Genomic DNA, 19102 nt, shown 5'->3' with positions numbered 1-19102 from the left:
ACTCCCATGATTGATTTACTTTAGTTTATTTAAACGCTCAGACTGACTTAAAATATCAGTCACCCGCACTCCAAAATTTTCTTCGATAACGACTACTTCCCCTTGCGCGACAATTTTATTGTTAATTAGTATATCAACAGGTTCGCCTGCAAGTTTATCCAATTCAATAATTGATCCGGAGGATAGTTCTAAAATCTCTTTAACCGAACGCTTCGTGCGTCCAAGCTCAACTGTTACCTGAAGAGGGATATCAAGCAGCATATCAAGGTTTTTCATTTCATTTTGATACGCTGGAACAGGTTCGAAAGATGAAAATTCTGCAGGCTTTACATCAACGGATGGCCTCTCCGCTCTTTTCTGAACTGGCTGTGAAGCATAACTGTGCTGAGTCTCTGAATAAGAAGGTGCAGGTTCATTTCGGATTTCTTCTTTAACAGCTTCTATTGTTGCTGCTTGCTGCTTAGGGTTCATCAGTTCGTCAACTAGATCTTTTGCAAATTGCAAAGGCAGCAGCTGCATAATCTCTGAATCTATTAAACTTCCAATTTTAAGCCTGAATGCTACTTTTAAGAATAGATCATCTTTTGGAAAAGCTTCTGTTCCTTCTCCTTCTTTTATATCCAGGAGCTCAATAGAAGGAGGAGAGATATCAACTTTTTTGTTAAAAATTGTAGACATTGAGGTTGCAGCGGATCCCATCATTTGATTCATGGCTTCCTGAACGGCGCTTATCATGATTTCATCCAGTGATGAATCAGTAATCTCTCCGTTGCCGCCAATCATCAAGTCTGCAATAATCGCCGCATCACTTTGTTTAATCACAAGTAAATTGCTGCCGATAAACCCTTCGGTATAATTCACCTCAATTGCAACATAAGGATGTGGAAACTCATCTGATAGTCTTTGTCTTTGCACAACTGAGACGGTTGGAGTCGTAATTTCCACTTTTTGATGCAGCAATGTTGATAGAGCTGTTGCTGAACTGCCGAATGATATATTGCCGATTTCTCCAATTGCATCTTTTTCCATTACATCCAAATAATCTTCTGTATCTATCGTGTAATCTTCTCTATCGCTTGAATCTGAGCCCTTTAAAAGAGCATCAATCTCATCCTGAGATAACATCCCATTACTCACCTTCTTCGTGCCCCCTCTGATAATGGCCAATTACTTGCACTGCTGCTTTTCTTTTTAGTTTTCCAGGCTGACCATAAAATTTAGGTTTGTCTCCAATTTTGATCACCAAAGGCTGATCAATGGCTTTTTCAAGCTGAATAACATCTCCCGCTTGTATATCTAAAAATTCTTGAATAGTGATCTCTGATATACCCAGTTCTGCAATGATCTGCAGCTCTGCAGAATGGATTTTCCGCTCCAGAGCTTCAACTTCGTTTTTCTTAGGTTCCTTTCTCTCAGACTGCATCCAAAAGTGAACACTTAAACGGGGAATAATCGGTTCCAAGATGACATGCGGAATACAAAGATTAATCATGCCGCTCGTTTCGCCAATCTGTGTATTCAGTGAGATCACCACAACCGTTTCGTTTGGTGAAACCATCTGCAGAAACTGCGGATTGACCTCAAGATTATTCATGACTGGCTCTATATCATAAATGGAACTCCATGCCTCTTTGTAATTATCAAGTGATTTTTCAAACAGGTTTGACATAATTCTGCTTTCAATTTCCGTTAATTGATCCGATTTGTTTATGCCTGTTCCAAGGCCGCCCATCAGCCTGTCCATCATGGCATAAGCGATATTTGGATTAACTTCCATTAAAATTCGTCCGTTTAATGGCCGCACTTCAAATACGTTAAGCACTGTCATTTTCGGAATAGAGCGAATAAACTCTTCATACGGCAGCTGATCTACAGATCCGACGCTGATTTGGACATACGTTCTAAGCTGAGCTGAAAAATAAGTTGTCAACAGCCTAGCAAAGTTCTCATGAATTCTCGTTAAGCTTCTGATTTGATCTTTTGAAAACCTGAGTGCTCTTTTAAAATCGTAAACTTTCACTTTGCGCTCTGTTTCTTCTTTTTTTAATTCCTCAGCATCCATTTCACCTGATGAAATAGCTGAAAGCAATGCATCTATTTCGTTTTGAGAAAGAATTTCACTTGGCATTCATTCACACCTCCTGTGCAGGTTTTATGCCAAACTATTGAATGATATAGGAGGTTGTGTAGACCTTCTGAATTTTGCCTTTTTGCATCAATTCGTTTGCGCGCTTCTTAACAGTCTCTTTAAAAGCGTTCATGCCTTCTTTTCCATCTAATTCATCAGCAGGAATATTTGAAAGCTCTGAAATGATAATATCTCTGACTTGAAATTCTCTTTTTTCAAGCTCTTCTTTCGCTTTCTTGCTGTCCGTTTCTAGTTTAAAAGACAAACGGACAATGTTATCACTTGCCAGATTAGTCGTAATTTCCGGAAGATCAAAGGAATACTCGATGACCTCATCGATGGAAGGCTCTTTTTCTTTTGCTTCTGCCGTATCCATAAAATTTGTAACGATGACTAATGCAATTACGCCTATTAACGTAATGGATGTAATGATGACAAGCATGATGGTTAATAATTTTTTATTCATGTCCGTTCACCTCCGCAGAACCTGATGCATGTAAAAGATGAATTTCTCGATAAAAATTGCGGGTTAATAATGAAACCGCTGTTTCTGATTCTTTTACGACAAATTTTTTCCCGTTGGTAAGTGTTATGGTTGTGTCCGGAAAAGACTCTACCTGCTCTATGTAAATCGCGTTTAATGTAAATGACTTTCCATTCAAACGAGTTAATAAAATCAAATGCTGCGGGGGTCATATATAGATATGAGCCCCCTGCCCCCTAACTTAACGTTTTAAATTCATTAATTCCTGAAGAATTTCATCAGAAGTCGTAATAATTTTTGTATTTGACTGGAAACCGCGCTGAGCTACGATCATTTCTGTGAATTCATCTGCAAGGTCTACGTTTGACATTTCAAGCATTCCTGCCATGATTGCGGCTGAGCCGTCTTCGCCTGGAACACTTAGTTCTCCTAGCTGAATACCATCTGTTCCTTGATCGATAGTTCCTGAATTACTGGATTCTTTGTATAAATTCCCTCCGACTTTTTCAAGACCGCCTTCGTTTGCAAAATTAGCTACCATGATTTGTCCAGCATCATCTAAAGTTCCATTTGCATTAACATAACTTACACTTCCGTCTGGTCCTATATTGAAGCTTTTAGCAGTAAGAGGAATTTGGATTAGCCCTGCAGAAGCAGTATTTCCCGCTCTTCCGATTAGGTACTGTCCATCTGCTGTAACTAAAAATCCTTTATCATCCAAATAGAAATTTCCAGACCGCGTATAGCTTAAATCCATTGCACCATCTATTGAACCTGTAATAGTGTTATTTTGATTCGGTTGATTATTAACACTTCCAGGATTTAGAATTGTCCCAACCACAAAAAATCCATCTCCGGCTAAAGCAAGATCCAGTGTTCTGCCTGTTGACTGATTTGAACCGGCTGTGTGAATCGTATCAATCGAACTTAGTGCTGAACCAAGTCCTACCTGCTTGGCATTCATGCCGCTTGCAGCATCAGTCGCTGCACTTGCACCTGCAATCTGCTGGTTTATTAGATCTTTATATGTGACACGGCCTTTCTTGAAACCGTATGTATTAACGTTTGCGATATTATTACCGATCACATCAAGCTTTGTCTGGAAATTTTTCATACCGCTTACACCTGAGTACATTGAACGCAACATATTGATTCTCTCCCTATTGGATCTATTTTGTTTGCTGCTTCGCTCGGTCCGCAGCAATGGCCTCCTTTAAAGGTCCAGCCAGCTTAATTTAAGATGATGGTTCCGTTTATATTTGTGAAAATTTGATCTTTCGCTTCATTTCGGTTCATTGCTGTAATGACGGTGTTGTTTTTAACGTTTACGATGAATGCCGCCTGATCTAATAAAACCAGTGAATCGTTAACACCTTTAGATCTTGCTTCAGACATTTTTTCTTTCATTTTGCTCCATTGAGATTCCTCTACCACGATCCCGCGGTCTGCCATTCTTTGTTTGGCATGTTTGCTTATTTTAATAGAAGAATTCTCATCTTTAAGCAGGCCCTGAAACGTCGGCTTTTGACTTGGTCTGACATCTGGTGTTTTTGGTATTAAAGACAGAGGATGCTGATTTAAATGGCTGATTTTCATTGAAAGGGTTAGCTTGCCGCGTTCTGAGCTGTTACTTTTGTAATTAATGCACTCGGTATCTCTTTACCGTTTTGCATTTCAAGGATAATATCAGCCCCAGATTGTTTGATGGATTTAACTATGCCTGTTTCCGCTGCCCCGTCTTCTGTACTCCATTCGACTTGTTTGCCGATCATTTCTGAATATTTTAAGATTCCATCATTCAGCTGAACCTGAACAAAGTTGCTCAGCTGTGTATTCATATTGGTCATTTGCTCAAGGGATGAGAAGCTTGCCATTTGAGAAATAAATTCTTTATCCTCCATCGGATTTAAAGGGTCCTGATTTTGCAGCTGTGCAATCAGAATCTTCAAGAAATCATCCTTGCCAAGACTTGATTTTCCGCCAGATCTTTCAGCAGCAGTCGATGATAAGAGCAGCCCCGTGTCTATTGTACTTTGTGTCATAAGAGATCTCCTTTTACGTCAGCATATTTAAGTGAGCCTTAAAGGAATCTGTTTCAGTTTCGTCTTCAAGTTCTTCTTTTTGTCTATCATCTTCAAAATGATTTTGGTTATTTTCATCATGCCTGCGGTTAAATGATGTTTCTATCTGTTCTCCGTACACCTCAAACTTGTCTACTTGTATATTTAATGTTGGCAGGGCCTGCTTCAGTTGATGAATGCTTTGTTCAACAAGTTCTTTCGCAGACTTTGTGGAAGTGATAATTTTAGCAATCATTTCACCATGCTGCTGCTGAAGCTTAACTGTGAGCATTCCTAAATGTTCCGGAGACAGTCTTATTGTCATATGAGATAAACCGCTTGAGGCAAGGTTCGTTTTCGCCTTTTTAAAGACCTCTGTTAACTGATTTAAAATCAGCTGATTATTAGAATGTAACGATTTTTCTTTTAAGGAAGAAATTTCATTATTCATTTTTAATAAGTCTGATTGAAGAATATTTTCCATAAGCAAGCTTTTATGGCCAAAGGCTTTCTGACCAACTTTTGTTTTCAGTCTTATTTCATTCATTAAAGTTTCTGGAACCTCTCTGTCAATATGAGAGAAGGCACTATTAATTTCATTTCTTTCCGCTGTCATATCACTATCAATGTCTTGACCATCAGTCATTATTCTTAATAAATGTTTTGACAGCTGCACTTGAAGATGATGGATATTTTCTGCATTTTTGATTGACGCTTGTATATCCTGCAATGATGAAATGGAAAGTGACGCAGCTGATTGTACTAATTTATGAATCACTTGATCGTTCTGTGGTCTGCTTTCTAACAATTCACTGCTCAGTCCTAATTCTGTCGTCCCTTTAATGTGATTCTGTTTGTTTAGAGATTTTATTAATTCGAGCATCTGCGGAGTTTGCAAGACTTCTTTCGAATTCATTTCCGAAAAGTATGCCTTAAGCGGCTTAATCGCAGATGAAATCTTTTCATATAATCTCATGCTTTCATCTGACAGTTCAGCCAAAGATAATTTCTCACTAATTAATGAAACCAGCTTTTCAGCTTCCAAAGAAATCTTCACATTTGAAATTTCCTTATTGGATTCATTTCCGGAAATAGAGTGTGAATCCATCACCCAGCCACTCACGGCATCTTGAACTTCTGCTAATACTGTTTGAACGTTTCTATCTTCTAAATCAGACTTATTATTGAATAATGGCTTGCTTATAGATGTGTTATAAGCTTGATATTCATGTTCACTATTCAATTTCTCCAGCAGTTTATTGGCATCATGCAAGATTTCAGCTGAAGTCAAGCGGGAATCTGACTCATAAATTTTGCTGTGCTCAATGTCATGTTCCCTCTGAGATAAAGCGTGAGTAATAATCTTTTCTATTAGAGAAACAGAATCTTTGATTGTGTCTGTGTCTGTCTCTTTATCTTTATCCAGATCATACCCAATCACTTTTCTATTAAGCTCTGCTTGACTCATTTTAGTACTTCCAGCTTGATGATTCGAAAAAATCTGTAAAGCTTTTTCAAAGAGTTTGATTCCTGCAGGTTCAGGGTATTTTTGTGAAATATAATCACTTATTTCATCTTTTATATATTTTTTATCCCGTGTATCAGGCAGCTGAATTGCCCCAGCCATTATGGACAGCACTTTTACTGTTTCAGGCTTATCGTCCAGCTGGGTGAAAATACTCTCCATAGATACAGCACCACTGAGAATTGATTGAACAGCTTTTGCTTCATCCAAAGTTACTAATTCCAATAATTCATTGACTTTATCATTGGTCAAGGGTGTTTCTTTAAAAAAACCTTCATCTAACGGAATTTCTTGTAAGGCATTCATTATTCCGGCTTCTAGATTTTGAAATTCAAGCCCTATTTTTTCAGCATCAGGCAATGCAGTATCGGTTGAAAAGGAATTTACACTTTTGGAGATAAGCGGCTCTTGTTCTAAGAACTTTTGAAAAGAAGCTGAATTTCTGCTCCTTTCAACGCTGGTTTGCATAAGTGGCACAGCTCTAAATGAGGCAGATGGAATTTTCATTTTTTCACCCCCTCTCAGAGTTTTCATCTAGATTATGATTCAGCAAGCATTTTTGTATATTTCGCAGCATCCTCAGCTGACATTTTTTCCATCACTGCAATAAGCTGATCATCTTTAATGGAAGTTAAAATTAATAATGCCTCTTCATCTGATAAAAACGGAATAATTTCAGCGGCTTTTTTGCTGGACATTTTTTCATAAAGTTTAGCGATATCTTTTCCTTCTTTTTCTTTGTTTTCTGATCCAAGCAGCTGTTCTTTGAGAGACTTTACTTCTTGGCTGAGCTGCTGAATTTCTCTCACTTTAAGGTCAGCGTCATTTTCCAGGGCAGATATTTCCTGCTGCTGTTTTTCAATGGTGGTTTTTTGAAGCTTATTTTCTTCCTCAAGCTCTGCTGCAGGGGAGGCATCTGCATTTTTGCTGTTTTTTTTCTCTTGAACGCTCGTTTGATCTGCAGTTCCCGGCAGATGCGAGATCGCTTCTTTCATTTTCCCTGCCACATCAACGCCTGCGACTGTTAAGATGACCGTAATAAACGTGACAGTAAATATGAATGGAATGACAATTACGAAAAATGTCCATTGAAGCTTGCTTGAATCATTCTCATTTTTTTTCACAGTATTTTCACCTAATTTCCCCGAAGTGCAAAGGCTTGAATCGAGAGATCATCCATGAACCTTGATTCTGACGTTTTCACATGTTCGAGATGTACTTCATAATGCTTTTCTTTCATTTTTTCATATTTCTTTACTTCAATGTTTTTTTCAGTAAGCTCAAGCTGTTTTTCATTCATGTTTTCTCTTGTCACAACGACCAGCCGCTGATAATGGGTAATTGTTTTTTCTAAATTAGTGACAAACTGCTGAAAATGACGGATTTCCTGTACAGGCATGCCTGTGTTCAGCTGCCTTACGGTTCTCTCTTCGAGCACCTCTTTTTTCCTCAGGCAGTCATACAGCTTTTCTGCGGCTTTTTCAAACTCGGAAACAGAACGGTTATAGTCTTCAAGAGACTTTTTTTTTTCATTTTCCTTTAATTCAAGCACTTTTTGAAACCGGTATGTATATTTCACCCATTCTCACCTTTTTCAATCAATCGTTCTAATGAGGCTGCGCTCTCTGCAAAAGTGATTTTATCGTGCACATCCTGTTTTAAAAATGAAATAATCTTCGGATAAAATCGGATGGCATCATCTATCTCTCTGTTTGAACCTCTTTTGTAAGCTCCAATATTAATCAAGTCTTCAGAATTCATATAAGTGGCAAGTAATTCTCTCAGTTTTGCTGCATTCTTTTTCTGTTGATCAGACACAATTTGATTCATTACCCTGCTTATGCTTTTCAATATGTTGACTGCCGGAAACTGGCCTTTGTTAGCCAGGCTGCGGTCAAGCACGATGTGTCCATCGAGTATTCCACGCACAGTATCCGCAATCGGCTCATTCATATCGTCACCATCTACAAGCACGGTATAAAATGCAGTAATGGTTCCTTTCTCATTTGTGCCTGTCCGCTCTAATAGCTTGGGCAGGACGGCAAAAACACTTGGGGTATAGCCTTTGGTTGTTGGAGGTTCGCCGACTGCGAGTCCTATCTCTCTTTGTGCCATGGCAACCCTTGTAACAGAATCCATCATGAACATGACATTCATGCCTTTATCCCGGAAATATTCAGCGATGGCTGTAGCAGTATATGAAGCTTTCATTCTCATTAAAGCCGGCTGATCTGAGGTTGCCACTACTACAATAGAACGTTTAAGTCCTTCTTCTCCCAGATCCTTTTCAATAAATTCCCTGACTTCGCGCCCGCGCTCTCCTATTAGAGCGATCACATTCAGATCCGCCTTTGTATTTCTTGCAATCATTCCCATGAGTGTACTTTTCCCTACGCCGCTTCCCGCAAAAATCCCTACACGCTGACCTTTTCCCACAGTCAGCAGGCTGTCAATTACGCGAACGCCTACTTCCATCGGTTCATTTATTGGAGGTCTTCTCATAGGGTTTGGAGGACTTTGTTCAACAGATATTGGCGTTAAACCTTTAGGCAAAGGGGATAGATTTAGAGGATGGCCATACGCATCTACAACTTGACCGATCAAACCAGAACCTGCTTTTATTTTCAAACAGTCTTTTGTGGCTTCCACGATACTGCCTGGTGAAATCTGTGAAAGATGCTCAAATGGCATCAATAGGACGTTTTCCCCTTTAAATCCAACCACTTCAGCCGGAATTGCTGATTCCTTATTGGAACCTGTATGGATATAGCATAAATCTCCGATTGAACTTTCCGGGCCTCTTGACTCAATCATCAGTCCAATCACTTTGGTTACTTTTCCATATCTTTTATAAGAATCCAGGGTATCGATTCTCGAGATTAACTCCTCTGCTTTCAAAAAGTGCTCATTCCTCTCCAACCAATTCAAGCATTTGCTGCTTCAGCTGCTGAAGCTGTGCATCAATTCCTGCATCCACCTTTCCAAAAGGTGACTCAATTTGACAGCTTCCTTCTGGCAATGCATCATCAGGAAATATAAACAAGTCTGATTTAGACATAAGCATATTCTCTAATTCATTTTTTTGTTTTAAAACAAGGCCATAATGTATCGGATGAACAAAAATTTTAATTTCAGGATACTCGCGAACTTCATTTAATGCTTTTTTAACAAGATCCAAAAACCACTTCGGATGTTCTTCCATTTCAATAAAAATCAGCTTCTCAGCCAATTTAACAGCAAGCTTGACGATCGTTTCTTCAGCTGAAACAATTTTGCCGATATAATCTTCCTTTGATTGCTGAACAATTTCCCGCGCTTCTTCAAGATGGGAGATGTATTGCATGTAGCCTTCTTCTTTTCCGGCATTCAAACCGGCAAGATATCCTTCTTGTCTCGCTTCTTCTTTTTGCATCTCCCGCTCAGACTTCCAATGCTGCTGCTCAGCCCCTATATTAATTCGGATGTTTTGCGCTTCAGCTTTAGCTTTTTGAATAAGAGTTTCAGCTTCCTCGCTTGCCTGCTGCAAAAATGCTTTTGCTTTCATTGACAGTTCTGGATTTTCTCTTTTATTTGAAGAAGGACTGAAGTCGATTGTCTGTAATAAAATTGATTTTTTTGCTTCTTCCTGCTGGAATGCATGGGCTGATTTAATCAATTTAGACAATGATATCATCTCCTCCGCCACGGGCGATTACGATTTCACCGGCGTCTTCAAGTTTGCGTATAACTGCAACGATGCGCGACTGAGCTTCTTCAACATCACGAAGTCTGACTGGACCCATAAACTCCATTTCTTCTCTAAATGTTTCAGCCATTCTCTTAGACATATTTTTAAAGACAACTTCTTTTACTTCCTCGCTTGCAACTTTCAGAGAAAGCATTAAGTCCTCGTTCTCCACGTCGCGGATGACGCGCTGAATCGCTCTGCTGTCAAGTGTCACAATATCTTCAAATACAAACATTCTCTTTTTTATTTCCTCTGCAAGTTCCGGATCTTGTATTTCGAGAGAATCAAGAATGGTCTTTTCTGTACTGCGGTCTACACCGTTAAGAACTTCAACTACAGCTTCAACGCCGCCTGTTTGTGTATAATCCTGCGTGACAGATGATGATAATTTCCGTTCAAGGATCTGTTCCACTTCATTGATAATTTCCGGCGAAGTACGGTCCATTTTAGCGATGCGCCTTGCGATATCAGCCTGCTGCTCATGCGGCAAGCCCGATAAGATCTGGCCCGATTGTACGGGGTCCAAATAAGATAAAATAAGGGCAATTGTTTGGGGATGCTCCCCCTGTATAAAATTAAAGATCTGTGCAGGATCTGCTTTTCTTGCAAAATCAAAAGGTTTCACCTGCAGTGAAGAAGTCAGCCTGTGAATGATGTTTGATGCCCGATCTTGTCCCAAAGCTTTTTCGAGAATCTGTTTCGCGTAAGAGATGCCTCCTTGAGAGATAAATTCCTGAGCCATCGCAATTTGATGAAATTCTTCAATGATTTCTTCTTTATTTTGAGAATCTACTTTTCTGACACCTGAAATTTCAAGAGTCAGTCTTTCAATTTCCTCTTCTGATAGATGCTTATAAACAGATGCAGCGACATCCGGACCAAGGGAAATCAGAAGGATGGCGGCTTTTTGCTTCCCAGTAAGTGTTCCATTGTTTGCTCTTCTTACCATCACTTAAAACCTCCTATTCTTCCGTAAGCCAGGATCTGAGCAGTTTTGCAAAATCTTCCGGTTTTTCTCTGGCCATTTTTTCTAATTGTTTTCTCCTTACAGATGTCTCACTTTCATGCTCATCATTTACATCGGGCAGGATCAATTTCTCTTGTACAAAAATGTCTTCTTCTTCATATTCGTCTTCTGCTTTGCGTTTTTTTCTAAATAATAAAAACAAAAGGATAATAATGATCAGCAAGAGAATTCCACCCGCCGCATAAAGCCAGACCGGAAGAAATGATTTCGTCTCATCCAACTGGTCCATTTTCCCTGCAAACGGTTGTACAGAAACGGATATTTTCTCCTCTATCTGTTCATCTGTAAGCGGCTCTGCTGTTTCATCCTTATTAATCGAAGTACGGATGATCGTCCCAAGGAGCTGTTCAATGTCATTTACACTTTCTGCCGATAATGAATTTGGGTCATCTGAAGAAGGAGGTTCAACCATGACTTGAATTCCTAAATCACGCACCTTATATGGACTTTCAACGATTTCTTTCTTAACACGGTTGACTTCATTATTTATTCTTTCTTCTATTTTTTCATAATCCCCTGAACCTTCACCCTGGACAGCTTCATAGCCAGGTACATCATCTTCTCCAGCTCCAGTAACGCCGCCTTCTGGTGTGCCTTCGCCTGTATATGTCTCCGTAATTCTTTCTACACTTACCGCAAGACCTTCCAGATTTTCCTTATCAACTGGCTCAACGGTGTTTTCTTCTCTGTTTTCCTGAGTAAAGTCTAAATCAGCAGTTACAGATACAACTACTTTATCCTGCCCCATCATCGTTCCGAGCATTTTTTGGACTTGACGCTGAATATCCCGTTCAATTTGCGTTTTCAGATCATGCTGAGTGGAAATATTTTCAACAACAGGAATATTTTTATCACTTTTCAAATCAAAATACTCAAAATTTTGATCCATAATGACGATATTATCTGTAGATAGACCAGGAACACTTTTTGAAACGAGATGGTAAAGGGCATTTACCTTTGTCTGATCAAGCTGTATTCCGGGCTTCATGCTTAAGACTATAGAGGCGGTAGATGAGCCATTGTCTTCATTAACAAAAACAGATTCTTTCGGAAGATTTATCATGACCTTAGCGTCATGTACTCCCTCAATGCCTTTCATTAAATTTGAAAGTTCTGTTTGTGTGGCTTTCAGCTTCAAAACATCAAATTCGTTATCTGTCATCCCAAATCCAATATTTTGACCAAAAAACGAATAGTCGATCACACCGCTGTTCGGGATTCCTTCAGCTGCAAGCTCAACTTTTAAATTGTCAACCATATCAGAGGGCACCAATATTGTTGCACCATTATCTGCGATTTTTGATTGAACCCCTTGAGCATCCAGGGTTTCCTTTATTTGACCAGTCTCTTGGGGTGATAGATCTTTATAAAGCGCTACAAGGTTGGGATTTGATGCCATATAAGATCCAATTCCAATAAAAAGAAGCAAAGCAGCGAATCCGCCTATGATAAAACCCTTTTGTGCTTTCGTGCGTTCAGACCATACCTGTACGATTTTGTTTCTAAATTCATTTAACTTCTGATTCATTCCTGGAAATCCCCCGATAATGACGGCATGAATGCTGCATAGAGAAGTCGGCATCCATCGCTAGTTTTATACATATTAAAATTACATTTGCATTCTCATCATTTCCTGATATGCTTCTACTGCTTTATTTCTGATTTCAATTGTTGCAAGCATGGTTACACTCGCCTTTTCAGCGGCTATCATGACATCCTGCAATTGAACATTTTTTCCTTCTGCTAATGCAGCGGTCATTTGATCTGATTTTACCTGCATAGAATTCACTTCGTTGATCGATTGTTTTAAAAAATCGGAAAAGGCGGTCTGATGAAATTGTTTATTCGTTTGAACACCGTGAGTTTGACGCTCCTGAACATTTTGCGTCTGAAAGGGTGATATGGCATTAATCATTTATTCTCAATCCTACTTCCCTAATTCTAATGTTTTCATCAGCATGTCTTTAGAAGCGTTAAAAACTGTTACATTTGCCTCGTAAGACCGTGTGCTGCTCATTAAATCAACCATTTCTTTTAAAGGATCAACGTTTGGCAGCTCTACATATCCTTGATCATTTGCATCCGGGTGTTCTGGATCAAATACGAGTTTAAATGGAGTTTGATCTTCCTTGATTTCTGTGACCTTTACACCAGACAAGTCACTTGCCGCTTTACCCTGTGCTCTATGTAAGTGAGATAAAAACGAATTTCCATTTGGCTCAGTGACGACCGTTTTACGCCGATAGGGCTGCCATTCGCCATTTTCAAAGACAGCTCTTGTTGTATCTGCATTTGCCATATTGGATGATATGACATCCATTCTTAATCTCTGTGCTGTTAGAGCAGAAGCGGTTGTATTTAACTGACTGAAAATATTCATAATCAGCTTCCTCCTCTAATCACCGTTTTAAGCGAGTTAAATTTACTGCTTAAACGGTCGATAAGTGCGTTGTAATAAATTTGATTTTCAGCCAAGTCTGACATTTCACGATCTACGTCTACATTATTGCCGTTTGCCTGGTAGGATGTGTTCGCTTTGGATTTAATCGAGTAGGTTTCTAGTCCTGATTCGAAAGAAACATGACGATGATCAGTCTTTTTAGCTAGAAGTCTGCTCATTTCAGAATCTAAGGACTGTTTGAAGTCAATTTCTTTCGATTTATAATTAGGAGTATCTACATTGGCAATATTTTGACTAATTACTTTTTGCTTAACTGCAGATCGATTCACAGCATTTTCAAGCGAATAAATTGTTCCAGAAAAAATTTTCATTTAGTCCCCTCACAAAAGCCTTATACCTTTCGAATGGTATATTGTCGAATTATGTTAAATCTATACTGTAATTGTAAGAAATAATAGTCTTAAAGTCTATGAAGGTTTTGTAAAAAAAGGTCGGAATTTGTATCTATTTTTATTTTAGTACTTTTTACCTAGTATTTTTACACTATTTTCCACGGTGATTTAATAGTCATAGGGATTTTTACACTCAAATTAACATTTTGTCTAGTCAAAACAAAAAAGCACTTCAAAAGAAGTGCTTTTTTGTAAAGGTATTGTTAATTTGTTTTTAGTTTTTCAAGTTCAAGCAGGAATTTATCATTTAATACTTTAATGTACGTGCCTTTCATACCAAGAGAACGGGATTCAATAACACCAGCACTCTCAAGTTTACGTAATGCATTAACGATAACCGAACGGGTAATACCTACTCGATCAGCAATTTTACTCGCAACCAGCAAGCCTTCATTACCGTTTAATTCTTCAAAAATGTGCTCAATTGCTTCTAGCTCACTGTAAGATAAAGAGCTGATTGCCATTTGAACGACTGCTTTGCTTCTTGCTTCGTCTTCAATTTCTTCTGCTTTTTCACGGAGAATTTCCATTCCGACAACTGTAGCTCCATACTCAGCAAGAATTAAATCATCATCCTCGAATTGAGCCTGCAGACGAGCTAAGATAAGTGTTCCGAGACGCTCTCCGCCTCCAATGATAGGTACAATTGTAGTCAAGCCGCTTTTGAACAGGTCGCGGTTTTCAACAGGGAAAGCTGTATACTCACTGAAAACATCAAGGTTTGATGATGTTTCATTGACGTTAAATAAATTCTTTGTGTATTCTTCAGGAAATTGACGATCTTCAAGCATTTGTACCATACGTTCATTCTCGATCTGCTGATTGATGGCAAATCCCAAAAGTTTGCCGCGGCGGCTTACGACGAAGATATTTGCCTCGATGACATCACTTAGTGTTTCCGACATTTCTTTGAAATTAACTGGTTTTCCTGCTGCTTTCTGAAGCATAGCATTAATTTTTCTTGTTTTTTGCAATAAAGCCATTGGTAAGTTCCTCCTGGAAATATGTAATTATAAAATAAATTGACTTAAGTCTTTGTTTTTAGCAATTTTGCTTAATTTATCCTCAACATACTGAGGAGTGATCGCTATTTTATCTAATGTGATCTCGGGTGCTTCAAATGAAAGGTCTTCGAGAAGTCTTTCAAGTATCGTATGAAGTCTTCTTGCCCCGATATTATCCGTGTCCTGATTGACCTGGAATGCAACCTCTGCAATCTTACGAATAGCATCGTCAGAAAATTCAAGTTGTATACCTTCTGTTTCCAATAAAGCCGTATATTGCTTCAGCAGAGCATTATCAGGCTCTGTTAAAATCCGAACAAAATCTTCAACATTTAATTTAGTCAATTCAACTCGGATTGGGAATCTGCCCTGAAGCTCCGGTATTAAATCAGACGGTTTTGCAATATGGAATGCCCCTGCAGCAATGAACAGCACATGATCTGTTTTGACAGATCCGTATTTTGTTACCACTGTTGATCCTTCAACGATCGGTAGGATATCGCGCTGAACTCCTTCTCTGGATACATCAGCTGAAGAACCAGCTTGATTCTTCTTGGCGATTTTGTCGATTTCATCTATGAAAATGATGCCCATTTGCTCTGCGCGCAAAACGGCGTCTTGAGTAACATCATCCATATCAATCAGTTTTTGCGCTTCTTCACTAGTCAGAACTTTTCGCGCCTCGCGTACCGTAAGCTTGCGTTTTTTCTTCTTTTTAGGCATAAAGCTGCTTAATGCGTCCTGCATGTTCATGCCCATTTGTTCCATACCCGATCCTTGAAGCATATCAAACATTGAAGCATGCTGTTCTTCTACTTCCACTGTGACATGGTGGTCTTCTAGTTCGCCTAAAGCAAGCTGATGGGCAATTTTGCGTCTTTTTTCTTCTGTAGACTGCTCTTCAGCTGAATAATCATCTTGTTCTTGTGAGGTGCCCTGAGCACCGCCGAAAAGCATTTCTAATGGGTTTTTATAAGATGTTTGCTTTTTCTTGCCTGGAACTAATAGTTCTACAAGTCTTCTATTGGCATTTTCTTCAGCTGAAGATTTTACTTCTGTCATTTTTTCTTCTTTTACTAATCGGACTGATGTTTCAACTAGATCACGGACCATTGATTCAACATCACGTCCAACGTAGCCGACCTCAGTGAATTTGGTTGCTTCAACTTTTATGAAAGGAGCACCTACTAGCTTTGCAATTCTTCTTGCAATTTCCGTCTTGCCTACACCGGTAGGTCCAATCATTAAAATGTTTTTTGGCACAACTTCATCGCGAAGATTTTCTGACAGCAGACTTCTGCGGTAACGGTTTCTTAAAGCAACAGCAACCGCTTTTTTTGCGTCTTTCTGACCAACAATATATTGATCCAATCGTTCTACAATTTGTCTCGGCGTCATTTCTTTCATTTGATCATAACTCCTCTCTTTATAACTCTTCTACCGTTATATTCAGATTTGTATAAACGCAAATTTCTCCGGCCATCTGAAGTGCTGCTTCTGCTATTTCTTTTGCTGAGAGTGCATCTCCAGAATATCTTTTAAGCGCTCTTCCTGCTGAGAGAGCATAATTTCCGCCAGATCCAATCGCTAAAATCCCGTCATCAGGTTCGATCACTTCGCCTGTACCAGAAATGAGGAGGATATCTTCCTCGTTCATGACGATGAGCATAGCCTCAAGCTTTCGCAGCACTTTATCGCTGCGCCATTCTTTCGCAAGCTCGACCGCCGCACGCTGGAGATTCCCATTGTATTCTTCAAGCTTTCCTTCAAACATTTCAAATAAAGTGAACGCATCAGCTACTGAACCGGCAAATCCAGCAATGACCTTGCCGTTAAACAGCTTTCGCACTTTTTTTGCAGTGTGTTTCATTACAACTGCATTGCCGAATGTTACTTGACCGTCGCCTGCCATTGCACATTTGCCGTTGTGCTGGATCGCAAAAATGGTCGTAGCATGAAATTGAGACATACAAATACCTCCATAATCTTTTTCTTTAAGCACGCGGATGATGAGACATATAAATGTTTCGTAAATGATCTTTTGTCACATGAGTATAGATTTGTGTAGAAGATAAATGGGAATGACCTAAAAGCTCCTGAACGCTTCTCATATCAGCACCTTCATTCAAAAGGTGTGTCGCAAACGTATGCCTGAACATATGCGGGCTGATATTCATGGTTGAAGAAGTCTTCTTAATCATTTCATTTAAAATGTGCCGGACCCCTCTAACAGATAAAGGTCCGCCCCGCTGATTGACAAAGAGATGATCATGATCACCGGTTTGTTTATCTTTAAGAAGCAGCTGCTTTCTTCCTGAAGATAGATAAAGTTCCAAAGTGTCCTGTGCAAAGCTTCCAAAGGGAACATAGCGCTGTTTTCCGCCTTTTCCGTTTACAAGGACAGTGCCAATATGCAAGTCAAGATCGGAAAGCCTTATTTGACACAATTCGCTTACCCTTATACCTGTACCATATAAAACTTCAAGCAATGCCTGATTTCTCTGGCCGGCTGCAGTAGCAGGATCTGATAGAGTAAACAGCTGCTCGAGCTCTTTTTCATATAAGTATTGAGGCAGCCTCTGCTCTTTTTTCGGAAGAGAGACACTCGCAAATGGATTTTCTGCTGCTAGCCTTTCCCGATTAAGGAATCTGTAAAAGCTCCTTAACGAAGAAATTTTTCTTGAAATCGTTTTTCTGGCAAAATTTTTTTGATGCAGCTGAGTTAAGTATAATCTTGTATCAGAATATGTAATGAGCTGAAGATCAATCAAAGATTGTTCCTTCATAAATATAAAAAAATCTTCTATATCAGCAACATAATTCACAATTGTATATTGTGAATAGTTTTTCTCAATTTGTAAATATTCTACGAACAAACTTAAAGAATTCTTAACATTTTCCATCTTAACACCTCACAAGGGCTACTAAATGTTATCACACATTCAGCAGCCCTTGCAAATGATTTCTATGATTTTTTCGAAATTTTTTGAATTGTTTCCAGCGCTCTGTTAGCGTATCTTTCATAGCGTTCTTTTTTATTTTTAATACGCTCCGGAAGCTCTGCAAAAATGCCAAAATTCGCATTCATCGGCTGGAAATTGTCAGGATTTGCTGTTGTAATATATCTTGCCATGCTTCCCATAGCTGTCTCATGAGGAAGGACAAGCATTTCTTCTCCGAGAACATATTTAGCAGCATTGATGCCGGCTAATAAGCCAGAAGCAGCAGATTCCACATATCCTTCAACGCCTGTCATTTGACCTGCAAAGAACAGATCTTCTCTCTCTTTATACTGATAAGTCGGCTTCAGCATTTTAGGAGAATTAATGAATGTATTCCTGTGCATAACACCGTATCTGACAATCTCTGCATTCTCTAATCCTGGAATCAGCTTCAATACTTCTTTTTGAGGACCCCATTTTAAATGTGTCTGAAAACCGACAATGTTATAAAGTGTGCCGGCAGCATCATCCTGTCTGAGCTGAACGACCGCATGAGGTCTTTTTCCGGTCTTCGGATCTTCAAGTCCAACAGGTTTAAGCGGTCCAAAAAGCATCGTCTTTTTACCGCGTTTTGCCATTACTTCAATCGGCATGCAACCTTCAAAGAAAATTTCCTTTTCAAATTCTTTTAGAGGAACTGTTTCTGCTTCAATAAGCGCATCATAGAAACGATCAAACTCTTCTTCTGTCATCGGGCAGTTTAAATATGCTGCTTCGCCTTTATCATAACGGGATTTCAAGTATACCTTGTCCATGTCAATGCTGTCTTTTTCAAGAATTGGTGCAGCTGCATCATAAAAGTATAAATATTCTTCTCCCGTAAGAGCCTTTAATTGCTCGGATAATGCTTTAGAAGTAAGCGGACCAGTTGCAATAATTGTAGGACCAGCGGGGATTTCAGTTACTTCGTCAGTGATGACCTTAACATTCGGATGTCCTTTTACACGATCCGTAACAAGGGCTGCAAATTCGTGACGGTCAACTGCCAATGCGCCCCCAGCTGGTACTGCACAATCGTCAGCAGATTTAATAATGACTGAATCAAACATTCTCATTTCTTCTTTCAGAACGCCTACTGCATTTGTTAAACCATTAGCACGCAGTGAATTACTGCACACCAACTCTGCAAATTTATCTGTATGATGAGCAGGTGTTTGTTTAACCGGTCTCATTTCATACAAGTTTACCTGGACTCCGCGATTTGCAAGCTGCCATGCTGCTTCACTTCCGGCAAGACCGGCTCCAATTACATTTACTGTTTTATTGTTCATTTGTTTAACCTCCATAAAACA

At 39.2% G+C, this 19102-nt stretch carries 22 protein-coding genes; all 22 read right to left on the bottom strand.

Features of this window, described 5'->3' with window-relative positions; translation table 11 throughout:
• Positions 1-15 precede the first annotated feature (15 nt).
• Entirely contained in the window at positions 16-1137 is a 1122-nt protein-coding gene (gene fliY, locus K8L98_RS11015; RefSeq protein ID WP_248287919.1) for a flagellar motor switch phosphatase FliY, read from the bottom strand.
• The gene (fliM, locus tag K8L98_RS11010) at positions 1130-2128 is read right to left on the bottom strand and encodes a flagellar motor switch protein FliM (protein ID WP_223442343.1); all 999 of its coding nucleotides are present in this window, start codon (positions 2126-2128) and stop codon (positions 1130-1132) included. Before fliM ends, fliY begins: the two co-directional genes overlap by 8 nt.
• 34 nt (positions 2129-2162) lie before the next feature.
• Complete coding sequence (fliL, locus tag K8L98_RS11005; protein ID WP_223442340.1) at positions 2163-2594, bottom strand: flagellar basal body-associated protein FliL; 432 nt, start codon at positions 2592-2594, stop codon at positions 2163-2165.
• The gene (locus K8L98_RS11000) at positions 2587-2808 is read right to left on the bottom strand and encodes a flagellar FlbD family protein (RefSeq protein WP_223442337.1); all 222 of its coding nucleotides are present in this window, start codon (positions 2806-2808) and stop codon (positions 2587-2589) included. Before K8L98_RS11000 ends, fliL begins: the two co-directional genes overlap by 8 nt.
• A gap of 45 nt (positions 2809-2853) precedes the next feature.
• The gene (gene flgG, locus K8L98_RS10995) at positions 2854-3759 is read right to left on the bottom strand and encodes a flagellar basal body rod protein FlgG (RefSeq protein WP_223442334.1); all 906 of its coding nucleotides are present in this window, start codon (positions 3757-3759) and stop codon (positions 2854-2856) included.
• Positions 3760-3842: 83 nt separating this feature from the next.
• A complete protein-coding gene (locus K8L98_RS10990) occupies positions 3843-4208 on the bottom strand; it encodes a TIGR02530 family flagellar biosynthesis protein (RefSeq protein WP_223442332.1) in 366 nt (121 codons plus the stop codon).
• 8 nt (positions 4209-4216) lie between these two features.
• The gene (gene flgD / locus K8L98_RS10985) at positions 4217-4654 is read right to left on the bottom strand and encodes a flagellar hook assembly protein FlgD (RefSeq protein WP_223442330.1); all 438 of its coding nucleotides are present in this window, start codon (positions 4652-4654) and stop codon (positions 4217-4219) included.
• A gap of 13 nt (positions 4655-4667) precedes the next feature.
• Entirely contained in the window at positions 4668-6704 is a 2037-nt protein-coding gene (locus tag K8L98_RS10980) for a flagellar hook-length control protein FliK (protein ID WP_223442329.1), read from the bottom strand.
• A 32-nt stretch (positions 6705-6736) separates the two neighbouring features.
• On the bottom strand, positions 6737-7321 hold the full coding sequence (locus tag K8L98_RS10975; RefSeq protein WP_223442328.1) for a MotE family protein: 585 nt from the start codon (positions 7319-7321) through the stop codon (positions 6737-6739).
• A gap of 11 nt (positions 7322-7332) precedes the next feature.
• Positions 7333-7776, bottom strand: a complete 444-nt coding sequence (fliJ, locus tag K8L98_RS10970) for a flagellar export protein FliJ (protein WP_223442327.1) — start codon at positions 7774-7776, stop codon at positions 7333-7335.
• Positions 7773-9095: a flagellar protein export ATPase FliI gene (gene fliI / locus K8L98_RS10965; protein ID WP_223442326.1), complete on the bottom strand. Its 1323-nt coding sequence runs from the start codon at positions 9093-9095 to the stop codon at positions 7773-7775. The genes fliJ and fliI overlap by 4 nt, the downstream gene beginning before the upstream one ends.
• Positions 9096-9102: 7 nt before the next feature.
• Positions 9103-9861 carry a flagellar assembly protein FliH gene (gene fliH / locus K8L98_RS10960; protein ID WP_223442325.1) on the bottom strand — a complete coding sequence of 253 codons (759 nt, stop codon included), beginning with the start codon at positions 9859-9861 and terminating at the stop codon, positions 9103-9105.
• Positions 9854-10873, bottom strand: a complete 1020-nt coding sequence (gene fliG, locus K8L98_RS10955; protein WP_223442324.1) for a flagellar motor switch protein FliG — start codon at positions 10871-10873, stop codon at positions 9854-9856. The genes fliH and fliG overlap by 8 nt, the downstream gene beginning before the upstream one ends.
• Before the next feature lie 13 nt (positions 10874-10886).
• Entirely contained in the window at positions 10887-12479 is a 1593-nt protein-coding gene (fliF, locus tag K8L98_RS10950) for a flagellar basal-body MS-ring/collar protein FliF (protein WP_223442323.1), read from the bottom strand.
• 81 nt (positions 12480-12560) lie between these two features.
• Complete coding sequence (fliE, locus tag K8L98_RS10945) at positions 12561-12866, bottom strand: flagellar hook-basal body complex protein FliE (protein WP_223442321.1); 306 nt, start codon at positions 12864-12866, stop codon at positions 12561-12563.
• Between the two features lie 12 nt (positions 12867-12878).
• Entirely contained in the window at positions 12879-13331 is a 453-nt protein-coding gene (gene flgC / locus K8L98_RS10940; protein ID WP_223442319.1) for a flagellar basal body rod protein FlgC, read from the bottom strand.
• A gap of 2 nt (positions 13332-13333) precedes the next feature.
• On the bottom strand, positions 13334-13723 hold the full coding sequence (gene flgB, locus K8L98_RS10935; RefSeq protein WP_223442317.1) for a flagellar basal body rod protein FlgB: 390 nt from the start codon (positions 13721-13723) through the stop codon (positions 13334-13336).
• A gap of 284 nt (positions 13724-14007) precedes the next feature.
• A complete protein-coding gene (gene codY / locus K8L98_RS10930) occupies positions 14008-14787 on the bottom strand; it encodes a GTP-sensing pleiotropic transcriptional regulator CodY (RefSeq protein ID WP_223442314.1) in 780 nt (259 codons plus the stop codon).
• 27 nt (positions 14788-14814) lie between these two features.
• The gene (gene hslU, locus K8L98_RS10925; protein WP_223442311.1) at positions 14815-16215 is read right to left on the bottom strand and encodes an ATP-dependent protease ATPase subunit HslU; all 1401 of its coding nucleotides are present in this window, start codon (positions 16213-16215) and stop codon (positions 14815-14817) included.
• 19 nt (positions 16216-16234) lie between these two features.
• Complete coding sequence (gene hslV / locus K8L98_RS10920; RefSeq protein ID WP_223442308.1) at positions 16235-16777, bottom strand: ATP-dependent protease subunit HslV; 543 nt, start codon at positions 16775-16777, stop codon at positions 16235-16237.
• A 25-nt stretch (positions 16778-16802) separates the two neighbouring features.
• Complete coding sequence (gene xerC, locus K8L98_RS10915) at positions 16803-17711, bottom strand: tyrosine recombinase XerC (protein ID WP_223442305.1); 909 nt, start codon at positions 17709-17711, stop codon at positions 16803-16805.
• A gap of 62 nt (positions 17712-17773) precedes the next feature.
• The gene (gene trmFO, locus K8L98_RS10910; protein WP_223442302.1) at positions 17774-19081 is read right to left on the bottom strand and encodes an FADH(2)-oxidizing methylenetetrahydrofolate--tRNA-(uracil(54)-C(5))-methyltransferase TrmFO; all 1308 of its coding nucleotides are present in this window, start codon (positions 19079-19081) and stop codon (positions 17774-17776) included.
• Positions 19082-19102 lie beyond the last annotated feature (21 nt).

Origin of the sequence: Metabacillus dongyingensis, from assembly GCF_019933155.2 — a bacterium.
Lineage (GTDB): Bacteria > Bacillota > Bacilli > Bacillales > Bacillaceae > Bacillus_P > Bacillus_P dongyingensis.
This window is presented reverse-complemented; position numbering and strand designations above follow the sequence as displayed.